This window comes from Variovorax sp. YR266 (assembly GCF_900107295.1).
GTDB lineage: Bacteria > Pseudomonadota > Gammaproteobacteria > Burkholderiales > Burkholderiaceae_C > Variovorax.
This window is the reverse complement of the sequence record NZ_FNPM01000001.1, coordinates 118,871-138,698: the sequence shown is the minus strand read 5'-3', so window position 1 is coordinate 138,698 and position 19,828 is coordinate 118,871. Positions and strand designations below refer to the sequence as shown.

Sequence of the window (19,828 nt, the reverse complement as noted above, 5' to 3'; positions counted from 1 at the left end):
CGAGATGTCACACGCCACCGTCCATCAAGTCTTTGCGGCCACCGCGGCGCGCACGCCGCAAGCCGAATTCCTGTTCACCGAATCGGTGACTGCGGCCGCCTATGGCATCGAAGCAGGCGCCATCCGTTGGAGCGAGGCTGCCGCACAGATCGAGCGCCTGCGCACGGCCTACGCGCAAGCCGGCTACGGGCACGGCCACCGCGTCGGCTTGTTGCTGGAGAACCGGCCTGCCTTCATCTTCCACTGGCTCGCGCTGAATGCCTTGGGCGTGAGCGTGGTGCCGATCAACGCCGAGATGCGCTCGGCCGAGCTGGTCTACCTGATCGGCCACAGCGAGATCGGCCTGGCCGTGACGCTGCCGGCGCGCGCGGCCGACCTGCGTGCCGCGGCGGCGCAGGCGGGCGTGGCTTTCGAGACGATGGGGCCTGAAGACGCCGTGCCGCCGGCGAAGACCGCCGCACCGCGTACCCATGAGCCCGTGGGCACCGACACCGAATGCGGCCTGCTCTACACCTCGGGCACCACGGGCCGGCCCAAGGGCTGCATCCTGAGCAACGCCTACTTCCTGCGTGCGGGCGAGTGGTATGCGTCGCTCGACGGCGTGTGCAGCATCCGGCCCGATGCAGAGCGCGTCATCACGCCGCTGCCGCTGAACCACATGAACGCAATGGCCTTCTCCACCATGGTGGTGCTGGTTGCGGGCGGTTGCCTGGTGCAGCTTGATCGCTTCCATCCGAAGACCTGGCTGGCGAGTGCGAAGGAAAGCGGTGCGACCATCGTGCATTACCTCGGCGTGATGCCGGCCATGCTGCTGTCCGCGCCACAGTCGGCGGCCGACCGCGATCACGCCATCCGCTGGGGCTTCGGCGCCGGTGTCGACCGCAAGAACCATGCGCCCTTCGAAGAGCGCTTCGGTTTCCCGCTGGTCGAGGCCTGGGCCATGACCGAGACCGGCGCAGCCGCCTGCATCATGGCCAACCGCGAGCCGCGTCTCGTGGGCACCAGCTGCTTCGGACGGCAGGAAGACTTCGTCGAGATCCGCCTCATGGGTGAGGATGGCAGCGACGTCGGCGTCGATGCACCGGGCGAACTGCTGGTGCGTTCGGCCGGCAATGACCCGAAGCGCTATTTCTTCACCGGCTACCTGAAGGACGAGGAAGCCACGCGCGAAGCCTGGGCCGACGGCTGGTTCCACACCGGCGACCTGGTGCGCCGCGACGCCGAGGGCAACTTCTTCTTCGTCGACCGCAAGAAGAACGTGATCCGCCGCAGCGGCGAGAACATCTCTGCCGTCGAGGTCGAGAGCGTGCTCAACCAGCACCCGGCGGTGAAGACTTCGGCCGTTGCCGCCACGCCCGACGCGGTGCGCGGTGACGAGGTGCTGGCCTGCATCGTGATGCGCGAAGGCGCCGATGCCTCGCAGCGCGTGCAGATCGCCGCCAGCATCGTCGAACACGCACTGGCCCAGCTGGCGTACTACAAGGCACCCGGCTACGTGGCCTTCGTCGATGCGCTGCCGCTCACGCCTTCGCAGAAGATCCAGCGCGGCCAGCTGCGCGAAATGGCGCAGTCGCTGCCGGGCCAGGGCCATTGCGTCGACACACGCGCCATGAAGAAGAGGCAGGCATGACGACGAAACGACGGCTCTCCTACGAAGGCGTCGCGGTCGCGGTGCCCGTGACCGTGCCCTACGTGCGCTACTCCACGCGCACCGCGCACTGGTTCATCGGGCAGGCCATCGAGGCGCTGGTCGATGCCAGCGGCGTGGCCAAGGAGCAGATCGACGGCCTGTGCCTCAGCAGCTTCTCGCTCGCGCCCGACACGGCCGTGGGTGTCACGCAGCACCTGGGCCTGTCGCCTCGCTGGCTCGACCATGTGCCTACCGGCGGCGCATCTGGCGTGATGTGCCTGCGCCGCGCGGCGCGGGCCGTGCAGGCGGGCGATGCCGACATCGTGGCTTGCGTGGGTGCCGACACCAACCACGTCGATTCTTTCCGACAGACGCTGGGCAGCTTCAGCAACTTCGCGCGCGATGCCAGCTACCCCTACGGCTCGGGCGGCCCGAACTCGATCTTCGCGTTCATCACCGCCAACTACATGCGCACCTACGGCGCGAAGCGCGAAGACTTCGGCCGCATCTGCGTCGACCAGCGCACCAACGCGCTCGGCAACCCGAACGCGATGTTCAAGAAGGGCCTGACGCTCGACGAGTACATGGCCGCGCGGCCCATTTCCGACCCGATCCACCTGTTCGACTGCGTGATGCCCTGTGCGGGCGCCGATGCCTTCCTCGTGATGAGCGAGGAGCGCGCGCGCGACCTGGGCCTGGCGCACGTGGTGATCCGCGGCGCCATCGAGCGCCACAACGCCTACGCCGAAGATCCCGTGATGGTGCAGGGCGGATGGCGGAAGGACCGCGACGACCTGTATGCGCAGGCCGGCATCCAGCCCACCGAGCTCGACTTCGTGCAGACCTACGACGACTACCCCGTCATCGTGATGATGCAGTTCGAGGACCTGGGCTTCTGCGAGAAGGGCGAGGGCCCGGCCTTCGTGCAGTCGCACACCATGACCTTCGACGGCAGCTTTCCGAACAACACGAGCGGCGGGCAGCTCTCGGCCGGACAGGCCGGCGCGGCGGGCGGCTTCCTCGGCATGGTCGAGGCGATCCGCCAGTTGACTGATCAAGCAGGCCCACGCACCGTGCCCGATGCACAGCTGGGCCTGGTCGCCGGCTTCGGCATGGTGACCTACGACCGCTGCCTGTGCACAGGCGCCGTCATCCTGGGGAGACCGGAATGATGTACCCCCACGTTTGCCGCTTCACGGCTGCACTGCCCCCCGAGGGGGCCGCGCGCCTGCCTTGGGGCGGCCCGGCGGAGGCGCTATGACCATGCCGATGATGCGCCCCCCGCGCAAGAACCCGGTGCTGCGCACCCGGCAGATGAACCTGCCGCCCGGTGCGCGTGGCCGCGTGGCGCTCGGCCTCACGGCCGCTGCCGCCGAAGGCCGCTTCGAGCTGCAGACCTGCGAGGACTGCGGCACGGTGCAGTACCCGCCGCGCGAGGTCTGCCACAAGTGCCTCTCGGCCGCCTTGCGCTGGCGCCAGCAGAGCGGCGAGGGCGAGCTGCTCGGCAGCACCACGCTGCATCACAGCAACGACTTGTTCTTCCGCGAGCGGCTGCCCTGGCGGCTGGGCCTGGTGCATCTCGATGCCGGCCCGACGCTCATGGTCCACCTGCACGGCGAAGTCGGCGATGCGCCGCAACGCGTGCGTGTCGGCGCCCGGCTCGACCGCGCGGGGCAGGCCGTTCTCATTGGTTTTCCGAATGAAGGGAGTGCCCATATGGCCGACGACAAGATGCTTCGCGAAATGACCAGCGACCCCAAGTTCCGCAAGGCGCTGGTGACAGACGGCAAGACCGAGACCGGCCAGGCCATCGTGCGCGCGCTGGTGAAGGCTGGCGCAGACATCGTCTGGGTCGGCCATGCCGAGCCCTGGAAGAAGATGGGCGAGGGGCTCGACGACATCTCGGCGCTGCCGCAGGTCACGCTGGTGCCGCTCGATCTGACCAACGGCCGCCAGGTGACCGAGCTTGCGGGCTCCATCGGCGGCAAGGTCGACATCGTGATCAACAACGCCGAGGTGCACCGCACCTTCGGCATCGGCGCGCGGCGCGGCACCGACGTGGCCAAGGCCGAGATGGACATCAACTACTTCGGCCTGCTTCGTCTGGCGCAGGAGTTCGGCCCCGCGCTGAAGGGCCGCTCGGCCGACGGCGCAACCGGCGCGACAGCCTGGGTCAACCTGCTGTCGATCTACGCGCTCAGCAACTTCCCGCCGCACGGCACCTTCAGCGCGTCGAAGGCCGCAGCGCACTCGCTCGCGCAGTGCCTGCGTGCCGAGATGCGGCCGGCCGGCATCCGCGTGATCAATGTGTTCCCGGGGCCCATCGACGACGAATGGAACCAGCACACGCCACCACCCAAGCTCGCACCCACAGCGCTGGCCAACGCCATCGTGAAGGCGCTGCGCGACGGCGTGGAAGATGTCTACCCCGGTGACGTGGCGCAGGAGTGGCTGGAGCGCTGGCGCGACAACCCCAAGGTGCTCGAGCGCGAGCTCGCGGCTGGCGGCTGAGACAGGAGCCATACGAATGACCACGACAACCGAACTGATGTCCGCCGCCGAAATCCTCGGCGGCCTGGTGACCGCAATGGCCAGTGGCCGCATCCGCGTGATCGACCTCACGCAGACGCTCACGCCCGAGTTCCCGCAGATCGCGCTGCCGCCCGAGATGGGCCAGTGCTGGCCCTTCCGCATCGAGGAAGTGTCGAAGTACGACGAGCGCGGCCCGGGCTGGTACTGGAACAACTTTTCCTGCGGCGAGCACACCGGCACGCACTTCGACGCGCCGATCCACTGGATCTCGGGCCGTGACCTGCCGAACAACTCGGTCGACACCATTCCCGTGCAGCACTTCGTGGCGCCGGCCTGCGTGATCGATTGTTCGGCCGATGTGCAGTCGAACGACGACTACCTGCTGAGCGTGGCTGACATCGAGCGCTACGAGGCGGCGCATGGCCGCATCCCGAAGGGCGCGTGGGTGCTGATGCGCACCGACTGGTCCAAGCGCAGCGACCCCGAGGCTTATCAGAACTTCGACGAGACGGGCCAGCACACGCCGGGTCCGAGCACCGAGGCCGTGCGCTTCCTGGTCGAGCAGCGCGACGTGCTGGGCTTCGGCTCCGAAGCCATCGGCACCGATGCGGGGCAGGGCTATCACCTGCGGCCGCCGTACCCGTGTCACTACTACATGCACGGCGCGGGCCGCTACGGACTGCAGTGCCTGAGCAACCTCGACCTGCTGCCACCGGCCGGCGCGGTGCTGATCTGCCCGCCGCTGAAGATCGAGAAGGGCAGCGGCAGCCCGCTGCGCGTGCTGGCTCTGGTGGGAGCCTCGGCATGAGCGCGGCGCCCAAAGTCGCGGCCGTCACCGGCGGCAGCGCGGGCATCGGCAAGGCAATCTGCGAAGACCTGCTCGCGCAGGGCTACGAGGTGGTGTCGCTCGCACGCCGCAAGGTCGAGATCGACCACCCGAAGCTGCACAGCATCGAGGTCGACCTGAGCGACCGCGCCGCAACCGGCGAGGCGGTGCGCGAACTGGTCGAACGCTTCGCGCCGACCACCATCGTCCACAACGCAGGCGTCATCCGCGCCGCGCTGCTGCCCGAAGTGAAGCTCGACGACCTGGACGCGCTGGTTGACCTGCACCTGGGCTGTGCCATTCAGCTCGTGCAAGGTGCGCTGCCCGCGATGCGTGCGCAGCGCTTCGGCCGCGTGGTGCTGCTGTCGTCACGCGCCGCGCTGGGGCTGGCCACGCGCACCAGCTACTCGGCCACCAAGGCCGGCATGCTGGGCATGGCGCGCACCTGGGCGCTGGAGCTTGCCGCTGACGGCATCACGGTGAACGTGGTGGCCCCGGGGCCGATCCGCACCGACATGTTCTACGACGTGGTCGAAGCCGGCAGCGAGAAGGAACGAGCGCTTGCAGCCTCGGTGCCCGTCAAGCGCCTCGGCGAATCAGCCGATGTGGCACGCGCCGTGCGTTTCTTCGCTGATGCCGAGAACAGCTTCGTCACGGGCCAGGTGCTGTATGTGTGCGGCGGCACCAGCGTCGGAAGTCTCGCCCTCTGAGTTTTTTGCTTTCCTCACGTTCATCCAAAACCACCTCTGGAGCCTCGCCATGAAAGTCCTGAACCGAATTCGCACACTCGCGGCCATTGCCGCGGGCCTCGGCGCGCTGAGCGCCGCGGGCGCGTGGGCCGCCGATCTCAAGGTCGGCTTCATCACTTCGATGTCGGGGCCGGTGTCGTCGCTCGGCATTCCGTACGACAAGGGCATGAAGGCGGCAGTCGCCTACAAGTCGGAGGTGGGCGGCCGCAAGGTCCAGGTGATCCAGCTCGACGATGCGTCAGACCCGTCCACGGCGGCGCGCAATGCGCGCAAGCTGATCGAGGAAGACAAGGTCGACGTCATCATCGGCACGGCCGGAGCGCCGGGCTCGCTGGCCATTGCCGGCGTGGCGCGTGAAACCAAGACCCCGCTGATCTCCATCGCCAATGCCGACCTGGCAGGCGAAGAAGGCGCATGGATGGTGACGCTGCCGCAGCCCGCGCCGCTGATGATGGGCGCGATGGTCGAGAAGATGAAGCAGGCCGGCGTGAAGACGGTGGCCTACATCGGCTACTCCGACGCCTGGGGCGACCTGGTGTACGACGCGCTCATGAAGTCGGCGCCCACGGCAGGCATCAAGGTGGTGTCGAACGAGCGCTATGCGCGCAGCGATTCGTCGGTGGCCGGCCAGGTGCTGAAGATCGTGGCGCTGCGCCCCGACGCGGTGATCACCGGTGCGTCGGGCACGCCCGGTGCGTTGCCTTACCTCGCGCTCACCGAGCGCGGCTACAAGGGAAAGATCTACGGCATGCATTCGCTGATCAACCCCGACTTCATCCGCGTTGGTGGCCCGTCGGTCGAAGGCCTGCTGGCGCCCACGGGCCCGGTGGTGGTAGCCGAGCAGCTGCCCGACAACAACCCGATGAAGAAGATCGCGATGGACTTCCGCGCCGCCTACCAGAAGGCCAACGGCGCGGCGCCCACCGACACCTTCTCGGCCTACAGCTTCGATGCGTGGCTGATCTATCTCGATGCTGCGCAACGCGCGTTGGCCAGCAAGGCTGAGCCTGGCACTCCGCAATTCCGGCTGGCGCTGCGTGATGCCATCGTGAGCACCAAGGAGCTGGTGGGCACGCATTCGGTCTACAACTTCAAGCCCACCGACCGCTATGGTTCGGATGACCGCTCGCGCGTAGTCGTGAAGCTCGAAAAGGGTCAATGGAAGCTGGTGCCCTGAGATGAAGAACAAGCTAACCCACATCCTTGGCGCAACAGCGCTTGCGCTGGCGGCTTCTCAGGCCATGGCGGCTGACCTGAAGATCGGCTTCATCAGCTCGCTCTCGGGCCCCGTGGCCGCGCTCGGGATTCCTTACGAAAAGGGCATCCGCGCCGCCATTGCCGAGCACCCGGAGATTGCTGGTCGCAAGGTACAGCTGATCGTGCTCGACGACGCTTCTGATCCCACCACAGCCGGGCGCAACGCACGCAAGCTGGTGACCGAAGACAAGGTCGACGTGCTCATCGGAACCTCCGGCGTGCCAGGCGCCATGGCCATAGCAGCGGTGGCCAGGGAACTGAACACGCCATTGATCTCGCCCACGCCGGTCACCATCGCCGGCCCCGAGGGCGCGTGGACGGTGACGGTGTCGCAGCCGTTCCCGCTCATGGTCGCTGGTGTGGTCGAGCGCATGAAGAAATCGGGCGTGAAGACGGTGGCCTTCATCGGCTTCTCGGACGCACTGGGTGACCTGGCCTACGACTCGCTGGTGAAGAGCGCCGACGCCGCCGGCATCAAGGTGGTGGCGAACGAGCGCTATGCGCGCAGCGATTCGTCCGTGGCCGGGCAGGTTCTGAAGATTGTCGCGTCGCGGCCTGATGCAGTGTTCGCCGGCAACTCGGGCACGCCCGGCGCGCTGCCCTACATCGCGCTGGCCGAGCGTGGCTACAAGGGCAAGATCTACGGCACGCACGGCCTCATCAACGCCGACTTCGTGCGCGTGGGTGGCGCTTCCATCGAAGGCCTGCAGGTGCCGAGCGGACCGGTGCTGGTGGCCGACCAGTTGCCCGACAGCAACCCGATCAAGAAGGTGTCGATGGGCTTTCGCAACGCCTACCAGAAGGTCAATGGCGCGGTGCCAACGGATGCCTTCTCGTCGTACACCTACGACGCCTACCTGCTGCTGGCCGATGCGGCCTCGCGCACCAAGGGCGAGCCGGGCACGCCGCAGTACCGCACGGCGCTGCGCGACGCCATCGTGAGCACGAAGGAGCTGGTGGGCACGCACGGCATCTACACCTTCAAGCCCGACGACCGCTATGGCTCCGACCAGCGCGGCGTGGTCATCGTGCAGATGACAAAGGGCCAGTGGAAGCTGGTTCCGTAGTTTCCGCCGAACCACCGAGCACATCGCCATGACCATCTATCGCAACCGCCCCGATCTCGTCGCGGCGCTGGTGCAGGACGACCGGGTGCACCGCGACCTGTACCTCAGCGAGGAGCTTTTCGTGCTCGAACAGGAGAACCTGTTCGCCAACACCTGGGTCTTCCTCGGCCACGCGAGCCAGGTGCCCGAGGCCGGCGACTTCGTCACGCAGGACATCGCGGGGCGGCCGCTGCTGATGGTGCGCCAGCCCGATGGCGATGTGCACGTGCTCTACAACCGCTGCGCCCACAAGGGTACGCAACTGGTGACGGACGAATGCGGCAACACCGGCCGGTTCTTCCGCTGCCCATACCACGCGTGGACCTACAAGCTCGACGGCGCGCCGCTCGGGCTGCCGCTGAAGAACGGCTACGAGGGCACGCAGCTCAAGGCCTGCGAATCGGGGCAGGGGCTGTCGGTGGTGAAGCACGTGAAGGTGTACCGCGACTTCGTGTTCGTGCGGTTGTCTGACACCGGGCCTTCGTTCGAGGACTACTTCGGCGAGGTGCTGGGCGCCATCGACAACATGGTCGGCCGCTCGCCCGAAGGCAAGCTGACAGTGGGCGGAGGTGTGCTGCGCAACATCGTCCACTGCAACTGGAAGATGTACCTGGAGAACATCAACGACACGGTGCACCCGATGTCGACGCACGAGTCGGCTACCAAGGCGGCCGAGGCGTTGTGGGAGGGCCATGCGCCCACGGACCCCAAGCCGATGGCAATGGAGCAGATACTGCCATTCGGCTCGGGCTACGAGTTCTTCGACAAGATGGGCGGGCGCGTGTTCGCCAACGGGCACAGCGTGCTGGGGGTGAACTTCAGCATCCACTCCAACTACGCGCAGCTGCCCGAGTACGAAGCCGCGATGCGCGCCGCGCACGGCGAGGCGCGGGCCACCGAGATATTGCAGCGCTCGCCGCAGAACTCGGTCTTCTATCCGAGCCTGTCGGTCAAGGGCTCGCCGCAGGCCATTCGCGTGATTCGCCCGCTGGCGGCCAACCGCACGCTGATCGAGGCCTGGAGCTTCCGTGCGGCGGGTGCGCCCGCGCTGCTGTTCGAGCGCGCCATGAGCTACAACCGCCTCGTGTTCTCGCCGATGTCGGTGGTCGCGCACGACGACGTGCACCTGTTCGAGAGCATCCAGCAGGGCCTGCGCGCCGCCGGCAACGAGTGGGTGAGCCTGCACCGCAACTACGACCCGGCTGAGACGCAGCAAACCACGGTCACCACCAACGGCACCAACGAACTGCTGATGCGCAACCAGTTCCGCGCCTGGGCGAAGTCCATGGCGGCGGGCATGGAGGCTGCGGCATGACAGACCCGCGCGATTTCGTCGCCCACGAGGCGGCGCTGCTCGACGAGCGACGGCTCGATGACTGGCTGGCCCTGTTCGCCGAAGACGGCCACTACTGGGTGCCGCTGCTCGGTGCGGCGCAGGCCGACCCGTTCTCGCACAACTCGCTGGCCTATGAAGACCGGCTGCTGCTGCAGTTGCGCGTCGACCGCCTCAAGAACCCGCGCGCGCATTCGCAGCATCCTGCGAGCCATAGCCAGCATGTGCTGCAGCCTTCTCGCATCGAGCGCGAGGAGGGCGACGAGGCATGGCTGCGCACGCCGTTCCTCTACGTCGAGGCGCGCGGCGAAGACCAGATCCTGCTGAGCGGCACCGCCCGCCATCACCTTGTTCGCACCTCCACCGGCTGGCTGATCCGCGAGAAGCGCATCGACCTGCTCAACGCCCCGCGCGCGTTGCCGGCCATCCAGTTGTTCATCTGAGTTACCCACCTGTCCATTCCAACAATCCTCACCGGAGCTACGACATGAAGAGCCTGATGCAGATCCTGACGCGCGGCACCCTCGCCGCGGCGCTGACCGCCTGTGGCATAGCGAGCGCGTTCGCGGCCGACCTCAAGGTCGGCCTCAGCGTGTCGCTGTCGGGGCCCAACTCCTCGCTGGGCGTGCCCTATGCCAAGGGCATGCAGGCCGCGCTGGCCTACAAGGGCGAGGTGAACGGCCGCAAGATCCAGCTCGTCGTGCTCGACGACGGCTCCGACCCCACCACGGCCGGACGCAACGCGCGCAAGCTGATCGAGGAGGAGAAGGTCGACGTGCTCATGGGCACATCGGGCGTGCCGGCCGCCATCGCGATGGCGCAGGTGGGCAAGGAGGCGAAGACGCCAATGATCGGCCTCACGCCCATCCTGCTCGACCCCAACGAGAACCCTTGGGTGATGACGGTGGCGCAGCCGACGCAGCTGATGATCGATGCGGTCGTCGAGCGCATGAAGCGCAACAACGTGAAGACCGTGGGCTACATCGGCTTCTCCGACGCCTGGGGCGACCTGGTCTACGACGCGCTGATGAAGGCCGCGCCCGGCGCAGGCATCAAGGTGGTGAGCAACGAGCGCTATGCGCGTGCCGACGCCTCGGTGACGGGGCAGGTGCTGAAGATCGTGGCGCTGCGGCCCGATGCGGTGATGACCGGCGGCGCCGGCACGCCGGGGGCGCTGCCGTTTCTCGCGCTGCAGGAGCGTGGCTTCAAGGGAGGTGTGTACGGCCAGCACGGCTTGATCAACCCCGACTTCGTGCGCGTGGTCGGCGCGGCCGGCCAGAACGCGCTGATGCCCACCGGCCCGGTGATCGTGGCCGAGCAACTGCCGGACAGCTACCCGACCAAGAAGATCGCGACCGACTTTCGCGCCGTGTTCCAGAAGGTCAACAACGCACCGACCAGCGACGCCTTCTCGGCCTACTCGTTCGACGGCTGGCTGGTGTTCGTCGATGCCGCCTCGCGCGCCATGAAGAAGGCGGAACCGGGCACGCCCGAGTTTCGCGTGGCGCTGCGCGATGCCATCTTCAGCACGAAGGAAGTGGTGGGCACGCACGGCGTCTACACCTTCAAGCCCGGCAGTCTCTACGGCGTGGACGAACGCGCCCGCGTGATCGTCAAGCTCGACAACGGCCAATGGAAGCTCGCACCTTGAACCTCTCGCCTTTGTTTTTCCGGAGGGTTGTGCGATGACATGGGACGTGGCGCTGATTCTCCTCACCGACGGCTTGGCCAACGGGGCCGTCTATCTGCTGGCCGGGCTCGGGCTGGTGTTGATCTTTTCCGTCACGCGGGTGGTGTTCGTTCCGTTCGGCGACATCGCGGCCTTTGCGGCCCTGTCGCTCGCGGCCTTCGAAACCGACCGCGTGCCGCCGACCATCGGCATGGTCGCGGTGCTGGCCGCACTGGCCCTGGCCACCGAGATCGGCAGCCTGCTGCGTCGCGGCGAGGCCGCGCGCATTCCGAAGGCGGTGCTGATGTGGGGCGTGCTGCCCGCCATTCCGTGCGTGCTCGCATGGCTGGCGGCGCGGCCGGGCGTGCCGGTGGCGGTGCACATCGCGGTGGCGGTGCTGCTGGTGGTGCCCATCGCGCCGCTGCTGGCGCGGGTGGTGTTCCAGCCGATTGCGGATGCATCGGTGCTGGTGCTGCTGATCGTGTCGCTGGCGCTGCATTTTTTGCTGTCGGGGCTGGGCTTGCTGTTCTTCGGGCCCGAGGGTTCGCGCACCACGCCGCTGACCAGCGCCGTGTTCACGCTGGGTGATGGCTTCACGGTCAGCGGGCAGGTGGTGTTGATGGTGGGAGCGGCCATCGTGTTGAGCGGGCTGTTCTTCCTGGTGTTCGAGCGCACGGTGGCAGGCAAGGCGCTGCGCGCCACGGCTGTGAACCGGGTGGGCGCGCGGCTGGTGGGCATTCGCCCGGTGCGCACGGCGCTGCTGGCGTACGGCTGCGCCTCGCTGCTGGCGGGGCTGATCGGCGTGCTGATCGCGCCGGTGACGACGATGTATTACGACTCGGGCTTCATCATCGGCCTGAAGGCTTTCGTGGCCGCGATCATCGGCGGGCTCGTGAGCTACCCGATGACGGCCATTGGCGCGCTCGCGGTTGGCGTGGTGGAGAGCTTTGCCTCGTTCTGGAGCGGCGCGCTGAAGGACGTGATCGTGTTCAGCCTGCTGATTCCGGTGCTCATGCTGCGGTCTTTCATGGCCACGCACGCCGAAGAGGAAGAAGACGAGGTGGACCAATGAATGCCAACCGCAACAAGCGCCGGGCGTGGATCGCCGGGCTCGTCGTCGTGCTGGCACTGGTGCCGGTGCTGGCGGGCAGCTTCACCGTTTCGCTGCTCAACGACATCGGCATCGGCGCGCTGGTGGCGCTGGGCCTTGTGCTGCTCACGGGCGTGGGCGGCGCCACATCGTTCGGGCAGGCGGCCTTCGTGGGCATCGCGGCTTATGCGACGGCGTGGCTCACGACCACGCAGGGCATGTCGCCCTGGATCGGGCTGCTGTTCGCGCTGCTGCTCACGGGGCTGTCGGCGCTTGCCATCGGCATGCTCACGCTGCGGCTCGGCGGGCACTTTCTGCCGCTGAGCACCATCGCTTGGGGGCTGTCGATCGCGATGCTGTTCGGCAACGTCGATGCGCTCGGTCGGCACACGGGGCTGTCGAACATTCCGGCGCTGCAGGTCGCGGGCTGGTCGCTGGCCGACCCGCGCGCGATGTACTACCTGATCTGGGTGGTGGTCGGCCTGGCCTGCCTGTTCAGCTACAACCTCCTGCAGTCTCGGCCGGGTCGCGCGATTCGCGGGCTGCGCGGCGGTGCGACGCTGCTGGCGAGCGTGGGGGCTGATGCGTACCGCGTGCGGCTGTCGCTGTTCGTCACAGCCGCGCTGTTCGCGGGGCTGGCGGGCTGGCTCTATGCGCATATGAACCGTTTCGTGAGCCCGTCGCCCTTCGACGTGCGCGCCAGCATCGAGTATCTGCTGATGGCGGTGGCCGGCGGTCTCGGCCAGCTGGGTGGTGCGCTGGTGGGCGCCGCGCTGGTGCTGGTGCTGAAGAACGGCCTGCAGGACGTGCTGCCGATGCTCACGCAACGCGCCGGCCAGCTGGAGGCCGTGGCCTTCGCCGCGCTGTTCATCCTGCTGCTGCACTTTGCGCGCGGCGGCGTGATGGGCCTGCTGCGCCGCTGGACGCGCCGTCGTGGCGGTTCGCAAGGGCCGTCGCGCCACGAGGCGCCGCCGGTGGAACCGTTGCCGCATCGCACGCTGCCCGAACGCGGCTCGCAGGTGTTGTCAGTGAATGGTGCGGTCAAGCGTTTCGGCGGGCTGGTTGCGGTGAACGACGTGAGCTTCGATGTAAAGGCCGGCGAGATCGTCGGGCTGATCGGGCCCAACGGCGCAGGCAAGTCGACCATGTTCAACCTGCTGACCTGCACGCTGCCGATGAGCGCGGGCCAGGTGCGCTTCCTGGACCACGACATCGCGGGCATGCCGCAGCGTGAGGTGGCGCGGCTGGGGTTGGCGCGCACCTTCCAGCACGTGAAGCTGCGCCCGCACATGAGCCTGCTGGACAACGTGGCGCTGGGTGCGCACTCGCGCACGCGCTCGGGCATCCTGAAGGCGGGCCTGCGGCTCGACCGCACGGAAGAAAGTCAGATCCTGCAGGAGGCGCAGCGCCAGCTCGACCGCATCGGCCTGGGCGACCGCGCGCACGAACTGGCGGGCAGCCTGCCGCTGGGCACGCAGCGCATCCTGGAAATTGCGCGCGCTCTGGCCGCCGACCCCGTGCTGCTGGTGCTCGACGAGCCGGCTGCCGGCTTGCGCCGCAAGGAAAAGATGGCACTCGGCGATTTGCTGCGCAAGCTGCGCGAGGAGGGCGTGACCATCCTCATCGTCGAACACGACATGGACTTCGTGATGAAACTGGTGGACCGGCTGGTGGTGATGAACTTCGGCTCCAAGCTCGTGGAGGGCGTGCCGTCGGCGGTGCGCGCGGACGAGCGTGTGCAGGCGGCTTACCTGGGGAGCGTTGTATGACCGCGATGCTGGAGATCGGCGATCTGCATGTGTCGTACGGGCAGGTCGAGGCGGTGCGCGGAGTGTCGCTCGACTTGCAGCCGGGCCAGATCATTTCGGTGATCGGGCCGAACGGCGCGGGCAAGACCACGCTGCTGGCCGCGGCCATGGGCCTGCTGCCCTGCAAGGGCACGCTGCGCTTCGAAGGCGAAGACCTGCAGGGGTTGGACGTGGAAGCGCGCGTGGAGCGCGGCCTGTGCCTCGTGCCCGAGAAGCGCGAGCTGTTCGGCGAGCTCACGGTGCTCGACAACCTGCAGCTCGGCGCGTACGCCAAGCGGCTGCGTGGCGATGCAATGAAGAAGCGGCTGCAGTCGGTGTACGACCGCTTTCCGCGGCTGGCCGAACGGCGCTCGCAGCGCGCGGACACGCTGTCGGGTGGCGAACGGCAGATGCTGGCGGTGGGGCGCGCGCTGATGTCGGCGCCGCGCTTGCTGATGCTCGACGAGCCCAGCCTCGGACTGGCGCCGCTGATCGTGCGCGACATTCTGACCATCGTGCGCAAGCTGCGGGAAGACGGCGTGTCGATCCTGCTGGTGGAGCAGAACGCGCGCGCCGCGCTCGAAAGCTCGGACGAGGGCTATGTGCTGGAGACGGGCGAGATTGCGCTGTCGGGTGCTTCGGCCGAGCTGGCGAGCGACCCGCGGGTGCAGGCCACCTACCTCGGCGGAGGCACGCACGATGACGAGTGACCCGCGCGCCGTACCGCCCGCCCTGCGCACGCTGCCGGCGATGCTGCGGCGGCAGGCCGGGCTGTTCGGTTCGCGTGCGTTGCTGCGGATCGCGGGGAGCGAGTGGACGCATGGCGATGCGGCGCGGGCTGCGGCTGTGCGTGCTGGGGCATTGGCGGCGGCTGGCGTGGTACGTGGCGACCGCATTGCGGTGATGTGCGGAAACCGTGTCGAGTTTCTCGAAAGCTTTCTCGGTGCAGGCTGGCTGGGGGCATCGATGGTGCCGGTCAACACGGCGTCGATGGGGCCGCAGATCGAATACTTCCTGGCGAACAGCGAGGCGAAGCTGCTGGTGATCGAGGCGGGCTTTCTGGAGCGGCTGGCCACGGCGGACTTGTCGTGCACAGCGTTGCGAGAGGTCTGGGTGGTTGGGGAAGCTGCATCCAATGCGTGGCGAGCGCCTGAAGGTGTGCGCGTCGTGGCGTATCCCCAGGGCGGGGAGCCCGTTGATCCGGCTGCGGTGCAGCCCGGCGACCCGCTCGCGATCCTCTACACCTCCGGCACTACGGGGCCGGCCAAAGGCGTGATCTGCCCGCATGCGCAGTATTTCTGGTGGGGCCTGAACAGCGCTGAAGTGCTCGGCGTCGGCGCCGACGATGTGTTGTGCACCACGCTGCCGCTCTTTCACATCAACGCGCTCAACACCTTCGCACAGGCCGCGCTGACGGGCGCACAAGTTGTGTTCGAGTTGCGCTTCTCGGCCTCGGGCTTCTGGCCGACGATGCGCTCGAGCGGGGCGACGGTGGTGTATCTGCTGGGCGCGATGGTGCCGATCCTGCTCGCGCAGCCGGAAGGCCCTGGGGAGCGCGACCACCGCGTGCGCATCGGGCTGGGGCCCGGCGTGCCGTCTGCCGCAGGCGCTGCGTTCAAGGCGCGCACAGGCGTGTCGCTGCTCGAAGGCTACGGTTCGACGGAAACCAATTTCGCCATCGCCACCGCGCCCGATTCGCCGCGCGGCGGTGTCATGGGCTGGCTGCGCCCGGGCTTCCAGGCGCGCGTGGCCGATGAAGACGACGTGGCGCTGCCGCCCGGCGAAGCGGGCGAACTGCTGCTGCGTGCGGACGAGCCGTACGCCTTCGCGAGCGGCTACTTCAACATGCCGGAGAAGACGGTCGAGGCCTGGCGCAATCTCTGGTTTCACACCGGTGACCGCGTGGTGCGCGATGCCGACGGCGCATTCCGCTTTGTCGACCGCATCAAGGACGCGATCCGCCGGCGTGGCGAGAACATCTCCTCGTTCGAGGTCGAGCAGGTGCTGCTGAGCCACCCGGGCGTGGCCTCGTGCGCGGTGTACCCGGTGCGCTCCGAACTGGCCGAAGACGAGGTGATGGCTGCGCTGGTGGCGCGCGAGGGCGTGTCGATCGATCTCGCCGAACTCGCGCGCTTTTGCGAAGGGCGCCTGCCGTACTTCGCCGTGCCGCGATACATCGACCTGCTGGCCGACCTGCCGCGCACCGAGAACGGCAAGGTGCAGAAGTTCAAGCTGCGTGAGCGCGGTGTCGGGCCGCAGACCTGGGACGGACGGCCCGCCAGGGCCTGAGGCGAATCGCATGACGAGCGCAGTGCTGCTCCCGCTTTCCGGCCGTGTGGCGTTCGTGACGGGTGCGGGGCAGGGGCTGGGAGCGGCCATCGCGCGAGGGCTGGCGGAAGCCGGGGCGCGCGTGGCCCTGGCCGACATCGAGCTTGCGAATGCCGAAGCCGTTGCGGCGGAGGTCGGCGGGCTCGCCTTGCAACTCGATGTGCGCTACGAGGCGGCGTTCTCCGCTTGCTTCCACAAGGCGGTTGCACATTTCGGCGCTGTCGACGTCATGGTCAACAACGCGGCGCGCACGCCGACCACATCGCTCTGGGACATCACACCTGAAGAGTGGGACGACGTGCTCGCCGTCAACCTGCGTGGCAGCTTCTTCGGCTGTCGCATTGCCGGGCGGCACATGCGTGAGCGCGGCGCGGGGCGCATCGTCAACCTGACTTCGATGGCGGGGCAGCAGGCCAGCACGGTGACCGGCGCGCACTACGCAGCGAGCAAGGCCGGACTGCTGGCGCTGACGCGGTCGTTCGCGCAGGAACTGGCGCCGCACGGCGTGACGGTGAATGCGCTGGCCCCTGCGGCGATCCGCAGCCCCGCGCTTGACGCCGTGGAGCCAGCGAAGCAGTGGGCGCTGCGGGCGGGCATTCCCCTCGGCCGCTTCGGATTGCCAGAGGAGGTGGCCGCGGCGGTGGTCTATCTGGCTTCGCCGGCAGCAGCCTTCATGACGGGCACCACGCTGGACCTCAACGGCGGCCGTTTCATGCGCTGACAACCCGAGCCGGCGCACTCCGTTAAAATGATTCAGAACTAAAACATTCAGGTATGCAATCAAATTCACTCACTGGCCGCCACGCACTCGTCACGGGCGCGGCACGCGGCATCGGCGCCGAGATCGCCCGCACCCTGGCAGCCGAGGGCGCCGTCCTGACGCTGCTGGGCCGTGACCGTGAGGCGCTGCAGCGCGTGGCCGATTCGCTCGCGGGCAGCGGGCATGGCGTCGTGGCCGCCGACGTGGCGAGCCCCGAGGCTGTGCAGGCGGCGTTCGCCGAGGCCCGCGCTGCGCGAGGCCCGGTCGCCGTGCTCGTCAACAACGCCGGCGCGGCCGAAAGTGCGCCCTTCCTCAAGACGTCGTTCGAGCTCTGGCAGCGGATGCTGTCGGTCAACCTCACCGGCAGCTTTCTGTGCGCGCAGGCGGCACTGCCCGACATGCTCGACACCGGCTGGGGCCGCATCGTCAACATCGCCAGCACGGCGGGGCAGAAGGGCTACGCCTATGTGGCGGCCTATACCGCGGCCAAGCATGGCGTGATCGGGCTCACGCGCTCGCTGGCGCTCGAGGTGGCGCGCAAGGGCATCACGGTGAATGCCGTGTGTCCGGGCTACACCGACACCGACATCCTGCGCAACAGCGTCGCCAATGTGGTCGGCAAGACCGGGCGCAGCGAGGCCGACGCGCTGGCGGAGTTTTCCAGCGTCAATCCGCAGAAGCGGATCGTGCAACCGTCCGAGGTGGCCGATGCCGTGCGCTGGCTGTGCGGGCCCGGTGCAGCGTCGGTCACCGGGCAGTCCATCTCGGTTTCGGGGGGAGAAGTGACATGACACGCAACAACGATGCCTCGCACGCCGCGCTGAGCGATGCGGAAGAACTGGGCCACGAAGCCCGCGCGGGCCACGAGGACCACGCGATGCTCAAGCTGTGGCTGCGCATGCTGGCCAGCACCACGCAGATCGAGGCCGAGATCCGGCGCCGGCTGCGCGAGCGCTTCGGCATCTCGCTGGCGCGCTTCGACTACATGGCGCAGCTCTACCGCTACGAGGATGGGCTCAAGATGCGCGTGCTATCGCGCTACCTGATGGTGACCGGCGGCAACGTCACGGGCCTGACGGATGAGCTCGAACGCGAAGGCATGGTGGCGCGCGCGCCCAGCCCCGACGACCGCCGCGCGTGGATCGTGAGCCTCACGCCCACGGGGCGCCGCACCTTCGAGACCATGGCGAGCGAGCACGAGCAGTGGATCCTCGAGATGTTCTCGGGGCTCGACATGAAGACGGTCAAGCAGATGCACACGCAGCTGGGCCTGCTGCGCGTGCATGTGATGCGCGGCGAGCCTTCGGGCGAGGAGAGCTGAGGATGAGCGACGACACGCACGTCGATCTGGCGGCCGCGAGCAATGAGTTCCGCAGGCCGCGGCTGATCCGGTTTTCGGATTGCGACCCGGCGGGCATCGTTTTCTATCCGCAGTACTTCGTGATGCTCAACGGGCTGATCGAGGATTGGGTCAATGAAGGCTTGGGGCTCAGCTACCACGGCCTGGTGGCGCAGCGCCGCATCGGCCTGCCGACCGTGAAGCTCGATATCGATTTCCGCGCCGTGAGCCGCATGGGCGACCAGGTGCTCCTCGGGCTCACGGTGCAGCGGCTGGGCTCGCGTTCGATGACGTTGGCTGTGCGCTGCTTCAGCGCCGAGACGGGCGAAGTGCGCATGCAGATGACACAGGTGATCGTGACGACTTCGCTTGAAACGCATCGCGCCGTCGCCATTCCGGACGACATGCGCGTGGCTATCCTGCGCAACGCGCCCGAACTGGGCTGATCCTTGTTCAGGGCGCGGGCTCGTTGCCGGCAGTGTCCTGTGCGCGCTTCTTCAGCCAGCCGCTGAGCTCTTTCTTGCCCTTGGCATTGGCCGTGCGCCATGCCTCGCGCGCGGCGGCAATGAAGCGTTCTTCTGCTGCATCGGGCACCTCGGAGGGGCGATCTTCCTTGTCGAGCCAGCCCAGCTCCACGTTGCAGTGCCGTTCGATCTGCCGTGCCAGGTTGTCGCCGATGGGCCGGGAACTCTTGATCTGGCTCCACATGCTGGGGGAGATTTCGATCTTCTTCGCAAACGCCTGGTCCAGCCCCTTGGCAGGCAGGCCCGCGGCAACGGCCTCTTCGAGAAAGCGGCGGTGCAGCGCGAGAGCATTGCGGCGGCGCGCGACGGTGATATTGGGCACTGTTCAAAAACAACAACAAGACAAAAAAAGATTGTCCCGGTTGTTGACGCAGTCGTAAACACTATTTACAGTTGCCCTCAATCGCGGCCCAAAGCCGTACCTTTTTCCCAACCCTTTACAGCCGACAGCGGCAATTTTTGACTCAGGAACCATCGTGAACACCGCATTGAACCTCACCAGCATTCGACCCGCCTCGGGTCGATCGCTCGTGCGCGTCTGGGCGTGTGGTGGTTTCGATGGTATGCCGTCGTTCCGACTGAATCAGCACCAGAGCCACGTGTATTCCACAAAAGCTGCAGCCAGCCTGCGCGTTGGAAAAGTCGAGGATCAGGTGCTACCGGGTGGAGGTTGCGCATAGGCGCACACCTTCCAAGCTCTCTCATGCAGAGGCCCGGACACCGCAAGGTTCCGGGCCTTTTTGTTTTTGGCTTCTTGTTTGCCATTTCGGGTGTGCCTTCACCACACCGCCAGAGCCCACCGCGTAGACGGTCTGGCGGGATGTGCAGGAATTGATCACTCCTGTGCAGCGACGTCGTACGGGGCAGCGCCCAGCGCGCTGTCCGTCGCGTGAGGACA

The 19,828-nt window shown here is 67.5% G+C and carries 19 protein-coding genes; 18 read left to right on the top strand and 1 reads right to left on the bottom strand.

The window, feature by feature from the left end; translation table 11 throughout:
* Positions 1–4: 4 nt before the first annotated feature.
* From BLW48_RS00685 to BLW48_RS00600, 18 genes are all read left to right on the top strand, one after another.
* Positions 5–1,630 (top strand): AMP-binding protein, encoded by a 1,626-nt coding sequence (locus BLW48_RS00685; protein ID WP_093172053.1) that lies wholly within the window; start codon positions 5–7, stop codon positions 1,628–1,630.
* Entirely contained in the window at positions 1,627–2,802 is a 1,176-nt protein-coding gene (locus tag BLW48_RS00680) for a thiolase family protein (RefSeq protein ID WP_093172051.1), read from the top strand. Before BLW48_RS00685 ends, BLW48_RS00680 begins: the two co-directional genes overlap by 4 nt.
* Positions 2,803–2,887: 85 nt before the next feature.
* Positions 2,888–4,141, top strand: coding sequence for an SDR family NAD(P)-dependent oxidoreductase (locus BLW48_RS00675; protein ID WP_093172049.1), 1,254 nt, complete (start codon positions 2,888–2,890; stop codon positions 4,139–4,141).
* A 16-nt stretch (positions 4,142–4,157) separates the two neighbouring features.
* Entirely contained in the window at positions 4,158–4,970 is an 813-nt protein-coding gene (locus tag BLW48_RS00670; protein ID WP_093049750.1) for a cyclase family protein, read from the top strand.
* The gene (locus tag BLW48_RS00665; protein WP_093172047.1) at positions 4,967–5,698 is read left to right on the top strand and encodes an SDR family oxidoreductase; all 732 of its coding nucleotides are present in this window, start codon (positions 4,967–4,969) and stop codon (positions 5,696–5,698) included. Before BLW48_RS00670 ends, BLW48_RS00665 begins: the two co-directional genes overlap by 4 nt.
* Before the next feature lie 49 nt (positions 5,699–5,747).
* Positions 5,748–6,914: an ABC transporter substrate-binding protein gene (locus BLW48_RS00660; protein WP_093172045.1), complete on the top strand. Its 1,167-nt coding sequence runs from the start codon at positions 5,748–5,750 to the stop codon at positions 6,912–6,914.
* A 1-nt stretch (position 6,915) separates the two neighbouring features.
* A complete protein-coding gene (locus tag BLW48_RS00655; protein WP_093049760.1) occupies positions 6,916–8,061 on the top strand; it encodes an ABC transporter substrate-binding protein in 1,146 nt (381 codons plus the stop codon).
* 28 nt (positions 8,062–8,089) lie between these two features.
* A complete protein-coding gene (locus BLW48_RS00650) occupies positions 8,090–9,415 on the top strand; it encodes an aromatic ring-hydroxylating dioxygenase subunit alpha (protein ID WP_093172043.1) in 1,326 nt (441 codons plus the stop codon).
* Positions 9,412–9,876, top strand: coding sequence for an aromatic-ring-hydroxylating dioxygenase subunit beta (locus BLW48_RS00645; RefSeq protein ID WP_093172041.1), 465 nt, complete (start codon positions 9,412–9,414; stop codon positions 9,874–9,876). Before BLW48_RS00650 ends, BLW48_RS00645 begins: the two co-directional genes overlap by 4 nt.
* Before the next feature lie 44 nt (positions 9,877–9,920).
* Positions 9,921–11,084 (top strand): ABC transporter substrate-binding protein, encoded by a 1,164-nt coding sequence (locus BLW48_RS00640; protein ID WP_093049770.1) that lies wholly within the window; start codon positions 9,921–9,923, stop codon positions 11,082–11,084.
* A gap of 34 nt (positions 11,085–11,118) precedes the next feature.
* On the top strand, positions 11,119–12,174 hold the full coding sequence (locus BLW48_RS00635; RefSeq protein ID WP_093049773.1) for a branched-chain amino acid ABC transporter permease: 1,056 nt from the start codon (positions 11,119–11,121) through the stop codon (positions 12,172–12,174).
* A complete protein-coding gene (locus tag BLW48_RS00630; RefSeq protein ID WP_093172039.1) occupies positions 12,171–13,961 on the top strand; it encodes a branched-chain amino acid ABC transporter ATP-binding protein/permease in 1,791 nt (596 codons plus the stop codon). The genes BLW48_RS00635 and BLW48_RS00630 overlap by 4 nt, the downstream gene beginning before the upstream one ends.
* The gene (locus BLW48_RS00625) at positions 13,958–14,689 is read left to right on the top strand and encodes an ABC transporter ATP-binding protein (protein WP_007831224.1); all 732 of its coding nucleotides are present in this window, start codon (positions 13,958–13,960) and stop codon (positions 14,687–14,689) included. Before BLW48_RS00630 ends, BLW48_RS00625 begins: the two co-directional genes overlap by 4 nt.
* The gene (locus BLW48_RS00620; protein ID WP_093172037.1) at positions 14,679–16,268 is read left to right on the top strand and encodes an ATP-dependent acyl-CoA ligase; all 1,590 of its coding nucleotides are present in this window, start codon (positions 14,679–14,681) and stop codon (positions 16,266–16,268) included. The genes BLW48_RS00625 and BLW48_RS00620 overlap by 11 nt, the downstream gene beginning before the upstream one ends.
* Before the next feature lie 10 nt (positions 16,269–16,278).
* Positions 16,279–17,028, top strand: coding sequence for an SDR family NAD(P)-dependent oxidoreductase (locus BLW48_RS00615; RefSeq protein WP_093172035.1), 750 nt, complete (start codon positions 16,279–16,281; stop codon positions 17,026–17,028).
* Between the two features lie 53 nt (positions 17,029–17,081).
* On the top strand, positions 17,082–17,858 hold the full coding sequence (locus BLW48_RS00610) for an SDR family NAD(P)-dependent oxidoreductase (RefSeq protein WP_093075460.1): 777 nt from the start codon (positions 17,082–17,084) through the stop codon (positions 17,856–17,858).
* Positions 17,855–18,388, top strand: coding sequence for a MarR family winged helix-turn-helix transcriptional regulator (locus tag BLW48_RS00605; protein ID WP_093172033.1), 534 nt, complete (start codon positions 17,855–17,857; stop codon positions 18,386–18,388). The genes BLW48_RS00610 and BLW48_RS00605 overlap by 4 nt, the downstream gene beginning before the upstream one ends.
* Before the next feature lie 2 nt (positions 18,389–18,390).
* Complete coding sequence (locus tag BLW48_RS00600; protein ID WP_093172031.1) at positions 18,391–18,852, top strand: acyl-CoA thioesterase; 462 nt, start codon at positions 18,391–18,393, stop codon at positions 18,850–18,852.
* A 7-nt stretch (positions 18,853–18,859) separates the two neighbouring features.
* Here the strand turns inward: BLW48_RS00600 and BLW48_RS00595 are convergent, their stop codons facing one another.
* Positions 18,860–19,252, bottom strand: a complete 393-nt coding sequence (locus tag BLW48_RS00595; protein WP_093172029.1) for a hypothetical protein — start codon at positions 19,250–19,252, stop codon at positions 18,860–18,862.
* Between the last annotated feature and the right edge of the window lie 576 nt (positions 19,253–19,828).

What these genes read in the sequence shown, in the direction of transcription:
- BLW48_RS00660 (WP_093172045.1), top strand. Translation starts at nt 5,748, where the DNA reads ATGAAAGTCCTGAACCGAATTCGCACACTCGCGGCCATTGCCGCGGGC.
- BLW48_RS00645 (WP_093172041.1), top strand. Translation starts at nt 9,412, where the DNA reads ATGACAGACCCGCGCGATTTCGTCGCCCACGAGGCGGCGCTGCTCGAC.
- BLW48_RS00675 (WP_093172049.1), top strand. Translation starts at nt 2,888, where the DNA reads ATGACCATGCCGATGATGCGCCCCCCGCGCAAGAACCCGGTGCTGCGC.
- BLW48_RS00635 (WP_093049773.1), top strand. Translation starts at nt 11,119, where the DNA reads ATGACATGGGACGTGGCGCTGATTCTCCTCACCGACGGCTTGGCCAAC.
- BLW48_RS00630 (WP_093172039.1), top strand. Translation starts at nt 12,171, where the DNA reads ATGAATGCCAACCGCAACAAGCGCCGGGCGTGGATCGCCGGGCTCGTC.
- BLW48_RS00615 (WP_093172035.1), top strand. Translation starts at nt 16,279, where the DNA reads ATGACGAGCGCAGTGCTGCTCCCGCTTTCCGGCCGTGTGGCGTTCGTG.
- BLW48_RS00680 (WP_093172051.1), top strand. Translation starts at nt 1,627, where the DNA reads ATGACGACGAAACGACGGCTCTCCTACGAAGGCGTCGCGGTCGCGGTG.
- BLW48_RS00610 (WP_093075460.1), top strand. Translation starts at nt 17,082, where the DNA reads ATGCAATCAAATTCACTCACTGGCCGCCACGCACTCGTCACGGGCGCG.
- BLW48_RS00665 (WP_093172047.1), top strand. Translation starts at nt 4,967, where the DNA reads ATGAGCGCGGCGCCCAAAGTCGCGGCCGTCACCGGCGGCAGCGCGGGC.
- BLW48_RS00605 (WP_093172033.1), top strand. Translation starts at nt 17,855, where the DNA reads ATGACACGCAACAACGATGCCTCGCACGCCGCGCTGAGCGATGCGGAA.
- BLW48_RS00655 (WP_093049760.1), top strand. Translation starts at nt 6,916, where the DNA reads ATGAAGAACAAGCTAACCCACATCCTTGGCGCAACAGCGCTTGCGCTG.
- BLW48_RS00620 (WP_093172037.1), top strand. Translation starts at nt 14,679, where the DNA reads ATGACGAGTGACCCGCGCGCCGTACCGCCCGCCCTGCGCACGCTGCCG.
- BLW48_RS00685 (WP_093172053.1), top strand. Translation starts at nt 5, where the DNA reads ATGTCACACGCCACCGTCCATCAAGTCTTTGCGGCCACCGCGGCGCGC.
- BLW48_RS00670 (WP_093049750.1), top strand. Translation starts at nt 4,158, where the DNA reads ATGACCACGACAACCGAACTGATGTCCGCCGCCGAAATCCTCGGCGGC.
- BLW48_RS00600 (WP_093172031.1), top strand. Translation starts at nt 18,391, where the DNA reads ATGAGCGACGACACGCACGTCGATCTGGCGGCCGCGAGCAATGAGTTC.
- BLW48_RS00650 (WP_093172043.1), top strand. Translation starts at nt 8,090, where the DNA reads ATGACCATCTATCGCAACCGCCCCGATCTCGTCGCGGCGCTGGTGCAG.
- BLW48_RS00625 (WP_007831224.1), top strand. Translation starts at nt 13,958, where the DNA reads ATGACCGCGATGCTGGAGATCGGCGATCTGCATGTGTCGTACGGGCAG.
- BLW48_RS00640 (WP_093049770.1), top strand. Translation starts at nt 9,921, where the DNA reads ATGAAGAGCCTGATGCAGATCCTGACGCGCGGCACCCTCGCCGCGGCG.